Origin of the sequence: uncultured Rikenella sp. (assembly GCF_910577125.1) — a bacterium.
GTDB lineage: Bacteria > Bacteroidota > Bacteroidia > Bacteroidales > Rikenellaceae > Rikenella.
The window spans coordinates 49,791-69,107 of record NZ_CAJTMN010000002.1 but is presented as its reverse complement, the minus strand read 5'-3'; the positions used below and the strand labels follow the sequence as shown (position 1 = coordinate 69,107).

Annotated in this window: 14 protein-coding genes; 4 read left to right on the top strand and 10 right to left on the bottom strand. The window is 57.4% G+C overall.

Annotated elements, in window-relative coordinates; translation table 11 throughout:
- Nucleotides 1–4: 4 nt before the first annotated feature.
- From QZ292_RS00660 to QZ292_RS00645, 4 genes are all read right to left on the bottom strand, one after another.
- Nucleotides 5–2,011 carry a TonB-dependent receptor gene (locus QZ292_RS00660; protein ID WP_294596340.1) on the bottom strand — a complete coding sequence of 669 codons (2,007 nt, stop codon included), beginning with the start codon at nucleotides 2,009–2,011 and terminating at the stop codon, nucleotides 5–7.
- Nucleotides 2,012–2,020: 9 nt separating this feature from the next.
- Nucleotides 2,021–2,611: an HmuY family protein gene (locus QZ292_RS00655; protein ID WP_294596338.1), complete on the bottom strand. Its 591-nt coding sequence runs from the start codon at nucleotides 2,609–2,611 to the stop codon at nucleotides 2,021–2,023.
- A gap of 255 nt (nucleotides 2,612–2,866) precedes the next feature.
- The gene (locus tag QZ292_RS00650) at nucleotides 2,867–3,487 is read right to left on the bottom strand and encodes a response regulator transcription factor (protein ID WP_294596336.1); all 621 of its coding nucleotides are present in this window, start codon (nucleotides 3,485–3,487) and stop codon (nucleotides 2,867–2,869) included.
- Nucleotides 3,484–4,179 (bottom strand): hemerythrin domain-containing protein, encoded by a 696-nt coding sequence (locus QZ292_RS00645; protein WP_294596333.1) that lies wholly within the window; start codon nucleotides 4,177–4,179, stop codon nucleotides 3,484–3,486. The genes QZ292_RS00650 and QZ292_RS00645 overlap by 4 nt, the downstream gene beginning before the upstream one ends.
- A 133-nt stretch (nucleotides 4,180–4,312) precedes the next feature.
- Between QZ292_RS00645 and QZ292_RS00640 the strand changes: the two genes are divergently transcribed.
- The 4 genes from QZ292_RS00640 to QZ292_RS00625 are packed head-to-tail and all read left to right on the top strand — an operon-like array spanning nucleotide 4,313 to nucleotide 7,307.
- Nucleotides 4,313–5,224, top strand: coding sequence for a DMT family transporter (locus QZ292_RS00640; RefSeq protein ID WP_294596331.1), 912 nt, complete (start codon nucleotides 4,313–4,315; stop codon nucleotides 5,222–5,224).
- A gap of 51 nt (nucleotides 5,225–5,275) precedes the next feature.
- Complete coding sequence (gene cas6 / locus QZ292_RS00635) at nucleotides 5,276–6,076, top strand: CRISPR-associated endoribonuclease Cas6 (RefSeq protein WP_294596327.1); 801 nt, start codon at nucleotides 5,276–5,278, stop codon at nucleotides 6,074–6,076.
- A gap of 19 nt (nucleotides 6,077–6,095) precedes the next feature.
- Nucleotides 6,096–6,674, top strand: coding sequence for a hypothetical protein (locus tag QZ292_RS00630; RefSeq protein ID WP_363324063.1), 579 nt, complete (start codon nucleotides 6,096–6,098; stop codon nucleotides 6,672–6,674).
- Between the two features lie 15 nt (nucleotides 6,675–6,689).
- Entirely contained in the window at nucleotides 6,690–7,307 is a 618-nt protein-coding gene (locus QZ292_RS00625; RefSeq protein ID WP_294596320.1) for a CRISPR-associated endonuclease Cas3'', read from the top strand.
- Here QZ292_RS00625 and QZ292_RS00620 read toward each other — a convergent pair.
- The 6 genes from QZ292_RS00620 to QZ292_RS00595 form a co-directional block, all read right to left on the bottom strand.
- Entirely contained in the window at nucleotides 7,284–8,333 is a 1,050-nt protein-coding gene (locus tag QZ292_RS00620; protein ID WP_294596373.1) for a DUF2971 domain-containing protein, read from the bottom strand. The two genes, QZ292_RS00625 and QZ292_RS00620, sit on opposite strands and share 24 nt — an antisense overlap.
- A gap of 183 nt (nucleotides 8,334–8,516) precedes the next feature.
- Nucleotides 8,517–9,932, bottom strand: a complete 1,416-nt coding sequence (locus QZ292_RS00615; protein WP_294596318.1) for a BACON domain-containing protein — start codon at nucleotides 9,930–9,932, stop codon at nucleotides 8,517–8,519.
- A 32-nt stretch (nucleotides 9,933–9,964) separates the two neighbouring features.
- On the bottom strand, nucleotides 9,965–10,633 hold the full coding sequence (locus QZ292_RS00610) for a hypothetical protein (protein WP_294596315.1): 669 nt from the start codon (nucleotides 10,631–10,633) through the stop codon (nucleotides 9,965–9,967).
- 12 nt (nucleotides 10,634–10,645) lie between these two features.
- The gene (locus QZ292_RS00605) at nucleotides 10,646–13,387 is read right to left on the bottom strand and encodes a hypothetical protein (RefSeq protein WP_294596312.1); all 2,742 of its coding nucleotides are present in this window, start codon (nucleotides 13,385–13,387) and stop codon (nucleotides 10,646–10,648) included.
- A complete protein-coding gene (locus QZ292_RS00600; protein ID WP_294596308.1) occupies nucleotides 13,380–14,288 on the bottom strand; it encodes a hypothetical protein in 909 nt (302 codons plus the stop codon). The genes QZ292_RS00605 and QZ292_RS00600 overlap by 8 nt, the downstream gene beginning before the upstream one ends.
- Nucleotides 14,278–19,224: a phage tail tape measure protein gene (locus QZ292_RS00595; RefSeq protein ID WP_294596305.1), complete on the bottom strand. Its 4,947-nt coding sequence runs from the start codon at nucleotides 19,222–19,224 to the stop codon at nucleotides 14,278–14,280. The genes QZ292_RS00600 and QZ292_RS00595 overlap by 11 nt, the downstream gene beginning before the upstream one ends.
- Between the last annotated feature and the right edge of the window lie 93 nt (nucleotides 19,225–19,317).

The following is a 19,317-nucleotide window of genomic DNA, read 5'->3' as shown; positions in this document are numbered from 1 at the left end:
GTACCTATTTCCTTTTCCGGAAGAGTTGTTCGACGTCGAGGGATACACCGGCGAAAAGGGTGATCCCGGGCGAGACGGAGGTGTTGAAACTGTGCACTTCGGGGCGGTAGTCGAACAGGTTGTCGGCTCCGAGGTTGACGCTCACGGCGTTGCGGAATCGCTGGGTGACGACCAGCTTCCACATCGTGTAAGCCGGGTAGCGCTGTTCGTAGACCGCTCCGATCGTGCCGTCCGGATTGACGTACTCGTCGTCGAAGGTGTGCGTGGTCACGGCGCTCAGGATGCGGCCGGTCAGGTTCACGTCCAAGCCGTAGTTTTTGCGTTTGAGTCCGTATTCGAACCGGAGGGTGGCCGAGTGGGACCGGGCGGTCGAGGTGTTGACCCCGTCCACCGGCTGGGAGTCGTGGATGTAGGCGTACGATGCGGTGATGCCGAATCCGTAGGGGAGTTTGACCGAGACGTTGGCATCGATGCCCCACACGGTGGAACGGCCGATGTTGGTGTAGAACGAGGAGTCGGCTGCGGCATTCCAAACGGTCGAGATTTTGTCCCGGATGCGGTTGTAGTAGCCGATGACGGAGGCGGAGACGCGCTTCTGTGTGTATTCGGCCGACAGGGAAAAGTTCCGGCTCTTTTCGGGAATCAGGTCGGGGTTGCCGATCAGCTGGAACATCCCCTGGTGGCTCCAGTCGGTGTAGAGTTCTTTCAGCGTGGGCGATTTGAACCCTTCGCCGTAGGAGGCCCGGAAGGTCACGGGGCGGAGCTTGTACATCAGGGAGACTTTCGGGCTGACGTGGGCGCCGTAGGTTGAGTGGTAGTCGAGACGGGCGCCGTAGACGAGGTTGAGGCGCGGAATGAGGTCCACGTCGTGCTGGGCGAAGGCTACGTAGGTCTCGGTTGAGTGTTCCGGGTCGTCGCTGTCGAACTGGTAGGTGTTCAGTTTGTCGCCGAAAAACTCGAGACCGGCGGTCAGTGTCCCGGCTTTGCGGAAGGTGTTGTTGTATTGCAACCGGCCGGTGTGCTGGAGATTGACGTAGTTCTTGTCCCGTTCATTCAACAGCAGGTAGTAGTCGAACTTGTCGTATTCGTCGAATTTGTAGCTCGCTTCGAGGTTCTGCCGTTCGTTGATCTCGTAGTTCAGGTTCAGCCGTCCGGTATAACCGTGATACAGATCGTGTACTTTGCTGCTCGAGTACTGCTCGTGGTTGTAGTAGGTGCCGGCCAGGGTCACGGTCAGCGGGTCGACCGGCCGGATGATGAATTTCTGGTCGATGTCCCAGTCGCTGTAGCCGTAGATATAGGTCGTGCTCAGTGTCTCGCCGTCGGGCTGCTGCGTGCCGTCGGGATATTCGATGTAGGAGAATTTCCGGTCGGTCATCGAATAACTGTTGCGGTGTTTGTAGGTTCCCGTCGTGAAACTGTTGAACCGGCGGGTGTTGAAGCCCAGTGAGCCGCCGTAGCGTTGTTCGTTGAGGCTTCCGTATCGGCCGTTGAGGTTCAGCTGCCACGGCTGGGTGGCTTTCTTGGTGATGATGTTCACCACACCGCCGATGGCGTTCGAGCCGTAGAGGGCCGAGGCGGCTCCCTTGACGACTTCGATCCGTTCGATGTTTTCCACGTTGAGTCGGTCGTAGTCGATGTTGTCCCGCGTTTCGCCGGCGATCCGTTCGCCGTCGATCAGAAAGAGCACGTAGTTGGCGCCCATGCCGGAGAGGTTGATGTTGGTGGTTCCGCCGTGGCTCGTGAATTCGATGCCGGGCAGGACCAGTTCTAGCAGGTCTTTGACGGTGGTGGCGTCGGTTTTCCGGATCTCGTCCGCGCGGATCACGCGGGTGACGACGGGAACGTCTTTCAGCAGTTTCGGCGTACGGGTGGCGGTGACGACCACATCGTCTGACTGGAGGTTCCAGATCGGATCGTCGGTCTCTCCGGGAGGGGTTTTCTCTTTGGCTGAGAGGGCGGGCCAGCCCAGCAGAACCAGGCTGACGACCGTCGGCAGGATGTGTCGCATGGTGTGGGGTTATTCGACAGGATATTCGTAGGTGAAGGTGATATAGCCGCCGGCGCCCAGGTCATTGGTGTAATCCCGGAATTTCACTTTGGCGTATTTGCCTTCGGCCGTGCGGATCAGGTAGACGTTGGGGTGTACGACGTAGGTCGGCGGCATCCCTGAACTGGTGTACCACGTGGCGAGCACTTCGTTGAGGGACTGGGTGGTTTTGTCCCGCATGGTCGGGAAGGTGACTTCGGCGGTTACGTCCGGCGTGTAGGTGACTTCGGCAGGATCTTCGGTCACGGCGCTCATCTCGGTCGCTGCGGTTTTGAATGCTCCTCCTCGGCCGGGGCCCGAGGCACCACCGTTGGTGCGGATGTCGCCGCGGTGGAAAGCGAGATCCCACGAACGGCTGTCGGCGAGGGCGGTATAGCTGCCGTCGGTCCGGATGGTGTCGTTTTGTTCGAACGAGAAGTAGGTCCAACGGTCGAAAACGGGAGCGCGTACGGTGAATGTGCCGCTGGCGGGCGGCGGGACGACTCCTTTGTCGTCTTTGCAGGCCGTGAAGGTCAGTGTGGCGCACAGAAGGGCCGGGAAAAAGAGCGAACGTTTTTTCATGGTATGTTTTTTTGTGTTGTGAATCGGTTGGGGAAGGCAGAGATGAAAAAGAGCTCCTGTCCGTTTCCGGCATGGCTTCCGGATGGGACAGGGGCTCTCGGGCATTTATTCAGTTGGCTTACAAAATAAATTCGCTGACATCTTTGCTCGTTTTTTCATGGGCAAAGGTCAGCGAATTCGGGTGGGGAGGGAATCCCCAAATGTGAGGAAAAAACGGCGGAGGCATCCCCAACTTTTAGGAGGGGGAGGAAGGGCCTATTCGATCTCGGACTGATCCAACAGGTTGTTCAGCAGGGCATAGACCGTAAGGCCGGAGACGGTCTTGATGCCGGTCTTGCGGCTGATGTTCTTGCGGTGGGAGATGACGGTGTGCACCGAGATGTGGTGCGTGTCGGCGATCTCTTTGTTGGTCATCCCTTTGGCGACGGCGACGAGGATTTCGCGTTCGCGGTCGGTCAGTTCGTAGTTTTCGCCCGATGGGCTTTCCGTATCGCGGGCCCGCTCTTCGACGGCCCGGCGCAGTTTGCGGACGATTTTGGAGCGGTCGTCGTAGATGTGGATGGCGCCGTGGTACTGTTTCAGTGCTTCTGGTTCGATGAAGCCGTAGACGACGGCTACCCAGGCCGCTTCCGGCAGGTGTTCGAAGAGGGGGTGGAGGGCCGCACGTCTCCGGAAGTCGATCACGACGGGGTCGATCAATATCAGATCGGGCCGCAGGATCGGGGCCCGTTCGAGTAGCGGGCCGGGTTCGTCGAAGAGGGCACAGAGCTCGAATTCGCTACTCGTTTCGGTCAGCAGGGTCTGCAAACCGGCGGCGATCACGGCCGAAGGCTCGATGATCGCGAGCCGGATCTTTTTGTTCATCCGGTCGTTCATCGCACGTTTTTCTCCAATTGTTCGACCAGAGGCACCAGAATGCGGTCCTCGATCAGGGAGTGCTTGTTCAGGTCGTCCTCCAGCAGGAAGAGGTCGAGCAGCAGCCGGTTGCGTGACGCTTCGGGCAGGCTGTCGGGCAGGTATTTGATCAGGATGTTTTTCAGGTCGCCGAGCTTCTCTTCGATGTTGCTGTGGTTCTCTTCGAACTGGCCGATCGAGTAGCCTTCGTCCGACGGGCGGCCTTCGGAGAGGTTGTGGATATAGGGGAAGACGACGGTCTCTTCGTAATCGAAGTGGCTGGTGACCTCCCGGCTGTAGTCGTCGAAGAAGCGTTCCAGAATCCGTCCGTTCCGGGGTTCGCAGTCGGCGGCGAGGGTGAGCACCTGCTGCCGGATTTCGGGTATCTGGTGGTCGATGTAATCGGTGTGCGACTGGTGCAGGTAGCGGGTCAGCTCTTCGGCCGTGAACGAACCGATCTGGTCGGGCGAGGGCAGGAAGTCGTCGAAAGTGTAGATGTTGCACACCAGCAGAAAGAGGCTTGCCGAGATGTCGTGCGTGCGGCAGATGTCGCCGATGCTCTTTTCGCCGAAGCCGAGCCGGATGCCGAACCGCGGCAGCACGAACAGGAGCCGGTAGTTGGCGTGGATCAGTTCGGCCATTTTCTGGTGGTCGGAGAACAGAAGATGTTTCATGGATACGGAGAGTTCGTTCGGTGCAAAGATGTCGATTTCGGCGCAGATGTGAAAATCGGCGGCCGTTTTTGGGGCGGTTCGGTGGCGGACGGAGGTACTGCCGGCGCAATTTATCCGTATCTTCGCTGAAATTATGAAAAAGAGAATCGTTACACCGCGGCAGGAGGCCGCACGAAAGAGGCAGGGGATTGCCTATGCGCTGATCTCGTCCGCGACGTTCGGGCTGATACCGTTGTTTACCATTCCGATTTTGTCGGCAGGAACGATGTCCGGGCCGTCGATTTTGTTTTACCGTTTCGGGCTGGCGACGATTTTGATCGGCCTGATTGGAGTGATGCGGGGAAAGAGTTTCCGGATCGATTTCCGGCAGGGGACGAAGCTGGTGGTGCTCGGATGGTTCTATGCCGCTACCTCGATGTGGCTGTTGGAGTCGTACAGTTTGATTCCCAGTGGGGTGGCGACGACGATCCATTTCCTCTATCCGGTGCTGGTGACGCTCATTATGGTGACTTTCTACCACGAACCGAAGTCGATCTGGATTTTCGGTGCGGCGGTGGTGTCGATCATCGGTGTGGCGTTGCTCAACTGGACGAGCGGGGCGGTTAGCTACGAGGGGATTGCGACGGTGTTGCTGACGGTGGTGACCTACTCGATCTACATTGTCGGGGTCAATAAGTCGGGGGTCGGACGGATGGATCCGATTCCGCTGACCTTTTATGTCTTGTTTGCGGGGGCGCTGATGTTTGCCACGCATGCCGAGATGACGACCGGAATCGAGCTGGTGCGGGACGGTAGGACGGCGGTCAACCTTCTGGTGCTGGCGTTGGTCTCGACGGTGATTTCGGACCTGATGCTGGTGATGGCGGTGGAGCGGGTGGGGTCGACGATCGTTTCGGTGCTGGGTTCGCTGGAGCCGCTGGTGGCTGTTCTGGTGGGTGTTTTCTGGTTTGCGGAGCCGTTCGGATGGAAAGGGGCGCTGGGGCTGACGCTGATTATCGGGTCGGTGGTGGTCGTGATTCTCAAAAACGGGAAAAATCGAAAATAGGTGCTTGTTTTTCGGTTTGAAAAACGTATTTTTGGATAAATCTTTTGGATTATGCGTTTCAGGATAGAGCTGCGGATAGACCGGGCGTCGGGGCGGGTGCTGCCGCTCAATTATCAGTATGAGCTGGCGGCGGCTCTCTACCGGTGTATGAGCCGGAGCGATGCCGAATATGCGGCGTGGCTGCACGACAATGGCTTTACGGACGACGAGCGGGGTGGAAAGCGGATGAAGTTGTTCTGCTTTTCGAATATCCGGACTCCCCGGTTCTCGGTGGAGGCGGATCGGTTGCATATCGAGGGAGACCGGGCGACGTTTTACCTCTCTTTCCTGCCGGAGCGCAGTACGGCGGCTTTCGTCAAAGGGGCTTTTGCCGATCAGGTGCTGGAGGTGGGCGACCGGGTGTCGGGTGTCGCTTTCCGGGTGACCGACCTGACGATTCTGCCGCCCTTGTCTCAAACGGTGGCTGTGAGCGACGAGGGGTGGGCCGAAGGGGTGTTCCGGACGTTGTCGCCGGTGTGCGTCTCGCGGAAGAATCCGCAGACGGGGCATGCGGATTACCTCGCTCCGGAGGCGGAGGGGATGGCCGAGGCGTTGAGGAACAACCTCTGTCAGAAATACCGCTTTTTCTACGGCAAGGACTACGAAGGGGCGATGGATTTCGATTTCGAGGTGTGCGGCGCGGTGCGAAAGAAAAGGATTGCGATTAAACGGTTTACGCCGCAGGAGACCGGAGTCGTCGGGTATAGCTATGCCTTCCGGTTGAGGTGTTCGCCGGAGCTGCTCGACCTGGCCGGCGATTGCGGGTTGGGCGAGAAGGGGTCATTGGGCTTCGGGTTTATCGGCGCGATGTAATTTGTTCAGGGGAATGGTTATGGAACAGTCGTATTATACGGTGACTTATCGGGGGACGTTCGGTTTTATCAAGCCGTGGTTTGCGGTGCGCGACTCCAAGACGTACAGCCAGCAGTTTCTGACGCCGTCGATTGTGGAGGGGATCCGGCAGCGGCTGGAGGTCGATGCGATTCTGCGGCATAAACTGACCTATGCGGGGTTCAGCGTGCAGCAGGAGCAGATTCAGCCGCGGGGGTGGGAGCACTTTCCGAAGCAGAAGCGGATGGCGCGGCCGCGGTCGATCCTGAATCGGGGTGTCTTGCAGTCGCCGGTTCTGACGCTGGCTTTCGCTTCGGCCGGAGAGGCGGAACGGGCGGCGGAACAGCATATCTGCCTCTGTCGGAACGAGGATATCCTGCTGCCGGAACGGGAGGTGCGGATGATGTCGCCCGCGGAGTTCGACGCTTTGCCGGGCTACGAGCTGCGGTTCGGCGAGAAAGGGGAACGGGGAGTCTTTCCGGTGGGATTCAACCGTTTCAGCGAGGCGCACGAAATGATGTACGGCCGGCTGGAGGTGGCCGGCAATCCGATACAGGCGCCGACGTATGATGTGGATTAGCGGCCGGTGCGGATCATGGGGGCATACGATCATATCTGGGCGAAAACGCCACGGCCGGGCGAGGGGCAGGGGTTGCCGCTGACCGATCATTTGCGGCAGACGGCTCTTTTTGCCCGCCGGGTGGCAGCGGCGACAGGGGTCGACGAGGAGGTGGCTGCGGCGGGAGCGCTGCTGCACGATGTGGGAAAAGCGTCGCCGGTTTTCCAGCGGCGGCTGCGGGGGACGAGGCCGGAGGGGACGATTTTCCGGCACGAGATCGCTTCGCTCTTTTTTCTGCCGTTATTGCCCGAGGCGTGGCGGGGCCCGGTGGTCGAGATGGTGGCGGCGCACCATAAATCGGTCAAGAAGGATGCGCGGGAGTTGGGGCTGCTGGATTTGGACGGCAATGAAAAGTCGTTCGAGATACATAGCGCCGGATTTGACACCTGGCGTGCGGAGGCGTGCGGGATTATGCGCGAGGTCGGTCTGATTGGGCCGGAGGCGGCACGGACTCCGTACTCGTTGGAACAGGCGCGGGAGGGATACGAGATGGCGGTGGCTTATTGTCGTATAATCGGCAAAACGAAAAGTGCTGATTTTTCGGAACGAAAAGTACAAAAACTTCGCGGATTATTTGAAAGACGTTATTTTTAAATCGTAGTTACGACTTTCCGTATCCAGACTAACTTGATGTTCTTTTAACTTCCTTTTGACAGCTATTTTATGCAGTTTGTCTTTATCTTTTGAAGGGATGTCAGGGCCGTAATATATCGCCTTCAAACATTCCATGTCTGGTATCGACTCATAGTTATCTTCGTTGTCGAGATTGTAGTAGAGCATCCTCCACTCGCGTTCGTGCTCGTATTCTTCTCGGTCTTTGTACAAATAGGCCCGATACCAATAAACCTGATCTATCTGCAGCCGGAAGCTTAGATAGTTCAGCATGTTTTTATTTCCGATTTGTTTGAAATATTCGTAGACATAAATATTCCCTTCATCCAACGTAACATCAGGTCTCAGGTCGGCATAGATAACCGGAAACAGATTGACATTCAAGCCCTGTTTGTTATATTCCGGAATACATTCTCTGAAATCGTATTCCAGCGCAAACCCCTTATACCCGTCTCCATAGCGATCCCACATATACTTGGACTGGACACTCTCGGTAAAACAACCTATTTTGGCACTGTTGCGAGGATTACGGAAACGTGACTCCTGACCCTTTACAGCCGATTCAATTTGCTCGATGAAGTCCGGATATTCCTCATCGAGAATTTTATCGATAATCTGATCTTCGGTATATCCCAGCGCTTTATAATAGCATATCTGCGAAGCCTTTTCCGCTTTTATGTCGGGAGAGTTTCGAGCGATCTGTACACAAACGATACGCAAAGCATCCCGTAATGCGTTTTGTAAGTCGCTCCTGATTTTATTTCGATCCACATACAGATAGGAATCGTATTTATCCGGGAACATCCCAGCGTGACACAGCGAGATGGTCTCTGTTTCGACATCTTGCAAAGAATAAGGATTTATGCCGCGATACCGAAAAAGTTTCTCTGGGATATTGGAACGCACCAAGTTATAAATGTTATTCCATGCCGCCAAGCTAACGGCTGACTTATCGAAAATATGGGTATTTTCTATTAAGTTCTGGAATTGTTTTCTGAAATCTGTCATCACATGCTATATTGAAAATCCGACCATCCGCCCCAACCTCACAAACTGTTCAAAGATATAGAGAATTTCAGATAAATTTTTCCCGATCCAAGCGCGGGCAATAAAAAAGCGGGGATTTCAGGACTCGAAACTTATATTTCGAGTTCCGGAATCCCCGCTCGTCATAGATCGAGAACCGCTCTGCTATGTCCCTTTGACCGTCAGCGTCGCATTGCCCGACGCACTGGTGTATCGAACATAGAACGCAAACGACGCTCCTGCCGCTCCGGTGAACATGCCGGTGAACTCCTGCTGCCCTGTGAAGCGCAGCGTACCGCCTGCCGCCAGCGTCGGATAGCAGATCGTTCCATCCGTCGTACAGCTGAATGAGCCACAGTTGTTTGCGAAATAGGTGCCGTTTCCGGCATCCATCATCCACTCCATAGCCGAATTGCTCGGTACCACCCGGAACGAGAATTGCGTCCGGCCGATCGGTTTTAAGGCCAGGGGTGTGGCCGCCGCAAGCGGCACCTCGGCCATCAACAAACCATCCGAAGCACACGCGATTTCCGAGATTGTGTTCCCCGACAAGTCCGTGAATTTAATGGTTGCCGTATTGGGCTGTCCGGTCTGCGAGACCGATACCGTCGTCTTCGTATCCGTTGCGTAAGCTGCCGCTCCGCATATCGTGATTGTGGTCGAACGCGAGCTCGTCGAGCTATTCTGCGAAGCCGACACCGTGAAGCTGAACGTTCTGCCGTCCGACTCTAACGTTCCCGGCGACGACACCGAGAAGTTCCCCGACGAGCTGCGCGCCAGAATCCCCGCCGTGTCGTACCGGATCGACTGTGCCCCGCTCGTGTAGGTACATACGGATTGCAGCTGGGCTTTGAACGTCGTACTCCCCCCGTTTGCCGTGATCGATCCCGGCGAGGCCGTGATGACCATCCGGGTCACGGCCCGTTTGTTCAGCAGATCGTCGTCCGTTCCCGACTCGATTCGGTTCTCCGCCTGGTAGACCGTCGCCGAAGCAGAGCCGGATTGTCCGTTCATGGCGACGGTCGCCGTGAGCGTACCGACAGCCGTTCGTGCCCGTACCGTCGTGCTGAGACTCCCGGCCGACACCGCCGCCGAGTAGGAGACCGCTCCGCCCGCGGTGAGCGTTCCGCCACTTCCTGCGACGCCGTTCCACGTCCACGACTGCGAGTAGCCGACCGTCCCGGACGACACCGTGCCGCCCGAAGCCGGAATGTCGGCCACCGCCAGCGAGACCACCGGAGCGGCGTAGACCTGCGCTCCGGCCGCCTGCGAGAGGGAGCACGAAGCAGAAAGGCCGTCCGACGCCACTATCAGCGTTCCGTTCCGGGCTGCCGTCGAAGTGTTGTTCGAGGCGGTGATTACGACCGAGGCCGGGCCTATCCCCGTCGTGGCCGAGGCCGACCACCCGTTCGGCACTCCGCTGAGCGTCCACGCCTGTCCCGACTCCACCGTAATGGCGAGACTCTGCCCGCCGCCGGCCGCCGCGAAAGCAAGCGCCCCGGTGACGGCCAGCGAACTGTTCGGATAGACTTTCGTCGTTCCGAGGTAGGCTTCCCGGACAGGTTTTTCACCCAGGAACAATTTGGCTTTTTTATTTCCGGTTCCAATCATAGTCAATCCGTAACGATGTATAGCGTATTGGCATCTTTTGCCGACAGGGCGGCGTACTGGGCTTTCGTGCCCCGCCACAGCTGGACTCCATCCCACAGGTCGGCGTCGAGGCCCGACCCCGGTCCATCCACCGTCAGCAGTTTGGCCCGCACATCGGCCGCTGTATAGTCACCTGCGTTGAGTTTGGCATTCCATGCCGACCGTTCGGCGGTGGTAATGTGTCTCTCCGTATCGTCCGTATGGGCAGTGAAGTCGGAGGTTTTAACCCGATCGCCAATTAGTTGCATGACAGTCGCGGCGAAATTCGGGTCGTCGCCCAACGCGGCGGCCAACTCCTGCAACGTGTCGAGCGTTTCGGGCGCACTGCCTGCCAATGCAGCCACGATCTGATCGGCATAGGTTTTCGCCCTCTGCAACGTGTCGGCGTCTTTCGAGTCGGCCGATGCAAGGATCGCCACCTCGCGGGCATCGGTGTACTCTTTTGCATTACGCAAGGCGGCTTCCGCTTTTATTGCGGCCTCTCTCACCGCTGCATTTTGTGCGGCATCGGCTTTCTCCTGTGCTCCCGACAGAGTTTCTTTCTCCTCGTCGAGCTCTCGGAAATTGCGATCGTATCCTTCGGCGACGGTTGCTGCGGTGTCGCCCTGAGTGGGTTTGTAAAATATGGTCATTTCGTAATGTTTTTAATGCGTAATCAGGTTCATTAACCAACGATATTTTTGATAGCCTTCGTAGTGAAAGATATACACGTGTGTCCAGCCTACCCCTCCGATGGCGTGGGAGGCGAACTCGCTACTACCTTTTCGGATCAGGAACCCGTCGGCAGTCTTCACATCAACGGCTCCGGAATAGTTTCGACGAATATAAATCATTCGCCCAGGGTATGGATCCTCCGGTAGGGTGATCGTGATTTTGTCGGTGTTGTCGCACACAATTACGCTATCGAACTCATCAATTGTGTAATCGCGAGAAACAGAGCGCAATTCCAAACCAAAACATTGAATGCAACCATATTGTAGGAGGAACCCACCATAAACCTTCATGGTACTGATTCCGGAACCTCTGACTTCCAAAATAGGGCCGATAGCATCGGGGTTGATTTTGAAATGTCCGTACGGAGTGACTATATCTCCTTCTATTAACCCTCCAGTTTCCCAATCGAGACCACCATTGACAATTTTGAATTTTCCGATTTCCGCCCCTTCTTTCAAAATCAAATCCCCCTGAGCGTTCCACCATATCTTTCCTCCCGCCAGTTGGCCCGAACCGTCGTGGCGCAGGATGATTTTTGCGAGGTTCGCCAATGCGTCGGCATAAGTGCCTCCGCCCCAAAGCAGTACATTGTCCCGGCCGGTCGAAAGCCCGCCTGTCTCGATACCGTCGGTCAACATCTTAATTAGCGAGGTCAATAACAGACCGCCTTTAATGGCTGTAAAGTTCTCTTTCCACTCTTTCACCTCGTTCAGCCCGGCGCTACCCTCGTTGAACTTCACTGGCCCGGTGATCGTGCCGTTGTCGAGGTCGATCTCCAGGCGGCCCGTCTTGTCCCGCATGCAACCCGTCGTGACGGAACCGCCGGAAATCTGGGTGAAACCGTACGTGGTGTTGAAAACCCGCGCCCCTTCGAATGGAGAACTGATGACACCGACCGGAAAGTGGTACCACCCCTCGACGGCCTCCGGCTCTATCTTTTCGGTCGTCGCGTAGAAAAAGCCGTTCGAGCTCGTGCGGCTGCACCGGGCGTACAGGTAGTAGGGCAAGTCGCTTTCGAGCGTCAGGTTCACCCCGCCGAGCTGCCAGACCCCCTCCGTAGCCCCTTTGTACACCGCGTGCTGCAATGTTCCTCCGGTCGCACTGAATAGATTACGCGTGTTGTTCTGGTTCACCGCGAAGGTGGAGGTGAGGGCGAACTGTCCGGCTAAGTTGCCCACCAGCAGCAGTTCGGTCCGCAGGGCGTCGATCAGCCGGGCCAGCTCTTCGGCGTCGCGCCACGCCCGGCGGGAAAAGGTCCGGGACTCGCGGTGGACGTTGTTCACCTCGTGGGTCACGTCCCGGATGTCGTTCTCGATCTTCTCGGCATAGGAGGAATAGAGCACGGTGTCGGACAGGGTGATCTCCAGCCGGTGCGGGTCGTAGAGCGGGTAGGTGATCTGCGTTACACGGATCGAAGTCCCGGCGGCTTGTGGAGTCCCACAGACCACAACGCTGTCGCCCGGATGGAGCTGGATGCCGTGCTGCCGCACATAGCGCGGGTCTACGGCGAGCGTATAAGCGTACCGCTTCTCGCACCGTCGTTCCAGCTCTTTCTGCGTGGCTTCCCGCAACTCCTCTTCGGCCGCTTGGACATACGCCTCTGGCATAATGATATTTAGCAGCACGTACCCGTCACCCGCGTGCGGCTGGCGGGTGGCCGAAGGGAGCGAATAACCGTTGTCTTCTGAGACGTTGAACTGCAATAAGCCCGTTGTATGGTCGTAATGGGAAATCGTGAACCCCTCGCCGGTCAGTTCGCCGGAAGTGAACTTGATTTGCGCTTCGTCTTCGCTCAGACAGTCGTTCAGGTCGAACGGCAGGGAGACCTGCACAGACCATCCGGTCGCTTTGTTCACGTCGTCCGGTACGGTCACGGAAGTTAGGGTTGCATCCTTCAGACGCGGAAAAATCTCCTCAAACGTCGCTATATCTTCGCGAATGCCGTACTTATCGGTGTTCTTCTCCAGGTATCGGTCGGCGAAAACAAGGGTGTCCGGCATCGGAGTATCGGTTTCTCGATAGCGCGGCGGGAGGTTCTGGGCGGCACCGCGACCGTACAGGCGTGTCGCGACGCTGGCGTTGGTCACGCCGGCCTTGTCCAGGGAGTAGAGCCCCTGGCCGCAGCCGTAGGCAAAACGATAGGAGGTATCCACGCCGATGCGGCGCTGGACGTTGATCGTCTTGTTCTCGACCTCCCACTGCATCTTGAACGCTTCGCATATCTGTGTCAGCGCGTCGAGGCAGTAAGTGTCGGCAAATTCGAGCAGCTGCGAACCGTTCTCGTCGATCGTACCCAGCTTGAACTCCGGGTCGATCGCCTGAACGGACTTCAACAGGGCCTCCAGATGTTCCCGCACGCTGCCGAAGTAGGCGAACGAGGTCGCCCCCTCGTCCTTGTGCAGGATGTGGCTGAGGCGGTGGTAGGGGGCGTAGAAACGGAGGTTATAGGTGTAAACGCCGGCGGTGTGCTTGTAATCGGGCTCCTCGAAGAGCGAATAACGGACCTCCTGCCATTCGACATAGTCGCCGGCCCGCAGGTCAAGCGGCGAGGCGACGGCCACGTCGTAGGTGATTGTCTGTTCGGCCATCAGTTTTTGCGACAGCTCCAGTTTCGTACCGGCCGGGAGGTGGTACAACTCGGCTCCGGCACGCCATATCGTTAGGTTATCCATGTTCAACTTCGGTTAATTTGACGTTCAATTTTGCATAGATGCGTTCGCGTTTCTGGATTCCGGTCAGCGTGAAACCATTACGGGCAAAACAATCTATCTCCCGGCCGTGGCGATGCAACGTTCGTAGGCCTGCGGAGCCGAACAGCCAGTATAACGACCGGACGCGGCGGTCGAAATCGCTCATGTCGTCGGCGACCAGTACGCCGGCGAGGGTTAGTTCGCGCGCTTCGCGACCCCCTGGGGCGACGATCGTTGCTCCGCGGGCCGGCTGCGTTACTCGGAGTGATCGCACGGTCGGTACGACTCCTTCGCCGGTCATCCCGCTCGGTATGAAGCCAAAGGACTCCCAGGACCAGAGGTCGATCTGCGGTTCGACGGCCCGCCCCTCCTCGACGGCATACCAAGGGGCCTCGTCCAACCAGGTTCCGAGCGTGTTCCATACGCCGGTGGCCAGTATCCACTGCACGGGTGGGCGGCCCGAAAGGTCCGGCGCCGGTTCGGTGAACGAGAGCGTGATCCGGGCCACCCGGCCGCCACGGATGTCCGCCTTCATCTCGGCGCTGCGGCTGACCGTACGTACGGCCCAGTCGCAGCGGAGCTCGAACGTGGCGGGCAACGATTCGACGAAGGCGCGGAAGGCCTCCAGCCGATTCCAAAATACCGTCCGATCCGATGCAGATATACTGCCGACCAACTTGATGGTACGTGCCTCGAAAAGCATATCCGCTTCTTCGACATAAGGCTCGATACCGTTCGTCTCCTGCCAGGTGTACGAGGTGTCGCCGCTGCGGGCGGGCATATCCCACGCGCCGGAAAGGGCGAGATTGCTGCCTGTCGCATGACCCGGTACGAATCCGAACGCCGAAAGAGGCTCTCCGTTCAGGTAATACTCACTTGGCATAGATACCCCCTCCCTTTTTGATGCTCTGCAACTCGTCGATCACGTCGTCCAGTTTCGCGGCCAGCGGCTGGGTGTGCTCGGCTGTGCGACGGGTATTCTCTTCGATCGCTGCTTGGTAACGCAATATCTCGGCCACGTCGGCGAGACTGTCGCGCAGAGTCTGCAATTGGTCTGCCGTCATGCCACGAATCTCGGCTACCTTATCATAGGTCACGCGAAACAGCCCTTCCAGTTTGGTGGCGGTCTCCTCCGTGATCTTCTCGCTGATCTCGCCCCGCAATCCGTCGGCCGTTGCGACAGCGGGATCGATACCAGCCATCTCGTACGCCGCTTTCCGCCGATCTTGTGCATCCCGGTAGATGTCCTCGTATTCCTTACGGAGGGCTTCTCGTTCGGAATCGGACAGCGTGCCGTCTTCCATGGCTGCACTGAGGTTTTCGTACCACTTTTTCAGTCGTCCGTCCAATCCGGAAGCGATCACCCGGTTGATGGCGTGCATCATGGTGGTTTGGAAGTTCCCGGCGACATCGTCGAACGTGGCGTCCAGGTCGTCCAAAAAATCCAGCAGTTCGTCGCGGGCATCGTCGAGCGTGAATCCGGTCAGAGCTTCCGCTGTCGCTTCGCCTAATTCGTTCATTTTTTCCTCACACTCGATGAGCGTATCGAGATACTTTCGTGTATCTTCATCGAGCTTGGCCCACACTTCGGGTAGTTCATGCTTGAAACGCTCGATCTCCGAGGCCTCCAAGTCGAAGAGGCCCTCCATTCGACCCGAACCGCGCAACTGGTTCCAGTCGAATCCAGCGGCTTCGATTTCATCTTTGTAGCCGCGGAGTTTCTTCTCGGTTTTATACCCATAACTATGCTTGTTTTTTGCTCTCGATGCGAGATAAGCCTTACCGAGATTTCGGGTCGCCTCTTCCTGTTTCTTGATTGCTTCGACACCGGCCTCGGAAGCCATCAGCGCCTGCACGCCCGTCATCACCTCCAGCAGTTCTTTCTGTTTGTCGATTAGGTCGTCCGTGGCATCCATATAAGCCTCATAAGACTTTATCGTCTCTTCCGACAGTTCGTGGTCTTTCGTGAAGAGTTGGGCAATCTTGGTGGCGAGTTGCAGTGCGGCGCTGATGACGGCCAGGATAACCGAGGCACTTTCGACGCCTTTGATAGCTGTTGTCGCAGCGGTCGATGTACTCTCCACGGCATCCGCAGAACTCGTCGCAGCCGTCATGATGCTGTCGATCAGGCTCAGCGTACAGGTCGCAATCTCTCCAGCCAGTTTGACGGCTTCTCCGGCCGTCCCGCCGATTGCCTCGCCGATTTCGTCGAACTCGCCGCAGACCCCTTTCAACACTTTTTGCAACTCTGCCCATTTTTTGATGGTGCCCGACGATGGCGGAGTGGTTGCGTCTTTGGTATTGTTGTTCCCTTGCCGACGTTTCAGGGCATTCTGGGCGGCGTCCAGTTTTTTCTGCTGTTCGGCACGTTTGGCCGGGTCGCCGTCCTTTCCCAGTTTATTCAGTTCGCTCTGAGCGGTCTCGATCAGCGTGAGGAGTTCGTCTGTACTCTTATAGATCAACGAATCGACAAAGGCGGTAAAAGAGTCTTTCGTGATACCTAAGCGATCTTCCAACTCTTGCAGTTCGGTATCCCGGATACGCCTCCGCTGTTCCACCTCGTCCTCTGCATCTCCATGCGGTTTCGACTTGCGTAAACGGGCGACTTCAGCCTCGAACTCCTCTTCGATCCGGGTCCTCTCCTCCAGGTAGGCACGATAACGTTCGACCTCGGCATCAAGTTCTGCTTTGGCTTCGGCATCGTCTATCCGAATGCTCAAATCGACATATTGCATCCCGTCGATATTGCCCGCCAGCAAATCTTCCCAAGCCTTGTCGCGCATATCCTGGTAAGTTTTTTCGCGCGCTTTTGCTTTTCGTTGCTCTTCCGTCAGGAACACATCGGACAACTGGCGATACTCTTCAGCCGTTTGTCGAGCATACTCCTGCTCGATTTTGGCCCGATCGGCGATGCGTTTCTGCTCGGCTGCGGCAGCCAGCGAGTCATAGGCTTCGAGTTGGCTGTCGGTCGCTCCCTTGCTTTGAGCCGAGGCCTTGTCTTTGGCGATTTTGGCCTGCGTCTGCCGATATTCGAGGTCGATTTCGGCCAGGCGCTTGGCTTTGCCGTCGCGCATGGCGGCGATACGTTGTGCCTGGGCGTCGATCTCTGCCTGCGTTATCGCTTGTCCCAGTTCCTGCTGTTTTTTGAGTGTCTCCGAAGTCTGCTTGGAAGTAGTACCGGTGTAAGTCTCAAGTTGGTCTTGCAGTGCTTTCAGGCGCGTTGCCGCTTGAGTGATCTGGGCTTCCGAAGCTGTCGAATCGGCACCCCGGAGTTTTTGCAATTCGGCCTGTGCCTCCTCGATTTCAGCCCGCAACGTGGCCACACGGGTCGATACTGTTTCTGCCTGCTCGGCCGTATCGCTGGTAGCCGATGCGGTCGTAGCCGTAAAAACTTCGTCCGCAATCTGCTTAACTCCGGAAAGTTCGTCCAGGGCAGACAGATAATCATCGAAATAACTTTTGTCGGCAAGTAGACCATGATATACTGTGCGGAAAGGAAGTCCGTAGTTTTCCAGTATTTCCCCCACGTCTATCCGCCGATCTCGTTTCGATTTCGTCGTATCCGACATGGCCTTAGTGACTTCGGCCATGATAGAATTGACCTGATCCGGAAATTGCTTCAGAAAATCATCGCTGTACGCCTTGGTTACGTTTTCACGCAATCCTTCCAGGGCCTTTCCCATAGCTCCGGCCGCGCGGTTCGAGGCGTCTTCGACGAACGAGGCTTTCGCACGTGCCGTAGCACTCTCGATAGCGGCATTTTTGATAGCTACGTAGGCTCCCTCAACGTCTTTCAACTGGCGTACCTCTTCGCCGAGGCTATTCAAATACGATCCGTATCCGCGAAGGATCGCATCTTTTGCATCGGCGTATTCCTGGGTCCCCTTCTCCGCTTTTCGCAGCGCGTCGAACAGTTCGTCTATCTTGGCTATTTCGCGACTCATTTCAGCCTGGTGCTTGGCCAATGCGTCGCTGAGAGCCGATACGCCGGATGCCGCCTCTTCCGTGTCGTCGCCGAAGAGCGACATGGCTGCGGCTGCGGTAGTGACGACCGTAATGATCGCTCCGATCGGGTTGGATAAAAATGCGGCTTTTAAGGACTTGAACGCACGGGTCAGTCGTGTCGTTGCAACCGTAAAGAGATTTTTTGATCGTGTGGCTGCCTTGTCGGTTGCCTCGGCTACGCGAGTTTGCAGGGTGTTGGCTGCCGTAGCTGCCGTTGCCGCTTTCGTCCGTGCGACGGAGTAGGTTTGAGCGGCGGATTTTTTGGCAATCGCGGCTTCGTGGCGCTCCTGCTGAGCTGTGGCCAGCTTCTGCTGGGCCGCTTCGATTCGTGCGGCATCTCCGGATGCCTTAGCGGCTGCCAGTTCGGCTTCCGCATTGACGACCGCTTGCTTGGAAGCTAACGACCGTTTCAAGGCGGCCTGGTAGGACTGCGAAGCGGCTGCCTTTTCCGCCGCTGCCAGCTGCGCAGTGGTGCGAATCGCCTGTACCTCGGCGGCGATCTTCTCCCGTACGGCTGCCGACTGTTCTTTGGTCAGGCGGGACAAGTTCGTAATGCCGAGAGCCCGCTGCTGCTCTTTCGTCAGCAAAGTTGCCAGTTGGCGCGACTCTTCGTCGTATCGGGTGTTCTCCAGGGCACGCTTGGCGGCTGCAACCAGCAACAGCTGGGTCCGGTAAGTACCATAAGCAACGGACAGCGTCGTTACGGTGGCGATCAGGGCGCTGGCTGTGCCGTTGTCGAATGCTTCGTTCAACACACTCGCCACGTTCCCGACCAGTTGTAATGCACCGTCGCCGATTTCGGCAAAGGCTTTTAGCAGATTGTTTTTCAACAGGTCGATTTGCCGTTGCGGATCGGCCATCTGTTGGGTAAAAGCCCGTTCCGTCGCCCCGGCCGAACGAGTCATCTCGTCGAGATGGGCCGCTGCCGCTTCGGCGTTGATTCCGGTCAATCCGAGTACGCCGTTCACGGCCTCGATCTCCGGCACGAGCGCCCGCAGCTTCGATTCACTCCCGTCAGCCTTTTGGGCGATCAAGTCCATCGCTTCCTGAAAAGTGCGACCGGAATAAGCGCCGTCGCCCAGGACTTTCGACCCGGCGACGATAGCCTGTCGGATGCGCGTAACGGCTTGCGCCGTCGGAACCCCCGACTTCGTCAGTGTAGCGATCGCGGCCAGCACCTGATCCATCTCGACACCATAGGCGGCGGCCGTTGGGGTTACCTGGGCAATATACGCAGCCAGTTCGCCGAACGTTGTCTTCCCCAGCCGGACGGTGGTAAACATCATGTCGGACACTGCTCCAGCCTCTGCCGCATCTTTCTGATAAGCGTTCAGAATGGAGGTAATCCCGTCTGCTGCGGTGGCTGTGTCCGACACGCCGGCAATGGCGGCTTTGGCCGATTGCTCCAGAATGGTCATGCCGTCCGCTCCGTCGTGTCCGGCACTGACGATCTGATAGAGTGCCGAAGCGGCATCTCTGGCCATGATCGGAACCGTACCGGTCAGGGCCAATATCTTGGCCTTGTAGTCGTCCAAATGCGATTCGACTTCGTCCGATAGCGTAACTACCTCGGTCATCTTGCTGTTGAAATCACGCGCAAAGGTGTACACCTCGCGTCCGGCAGCAGCTAATGCCGTGACGATTCCCACCTGGCCGACCGTTTTCGTCAGGCGCTGGAAGTCGCTGTCGAGTTGCGATACGGCGGCCGAAGAGGTGTGTTCGGTGCCGCGGATCGCCGCGTCGATGCGGGCGGATTCGCGGGCGAACTCGTCCGAATTGAGCAAGTAACGTATATCGACTGTTTCGTCTGCCATGGGGGTTTACAAAGAGTTTGCGAGGTCTCGTAAATCATCGTCCGTAGCCTCTTCGGTCCGTTCGTCCCGGCGACCGGAAATATATTGAGGCGC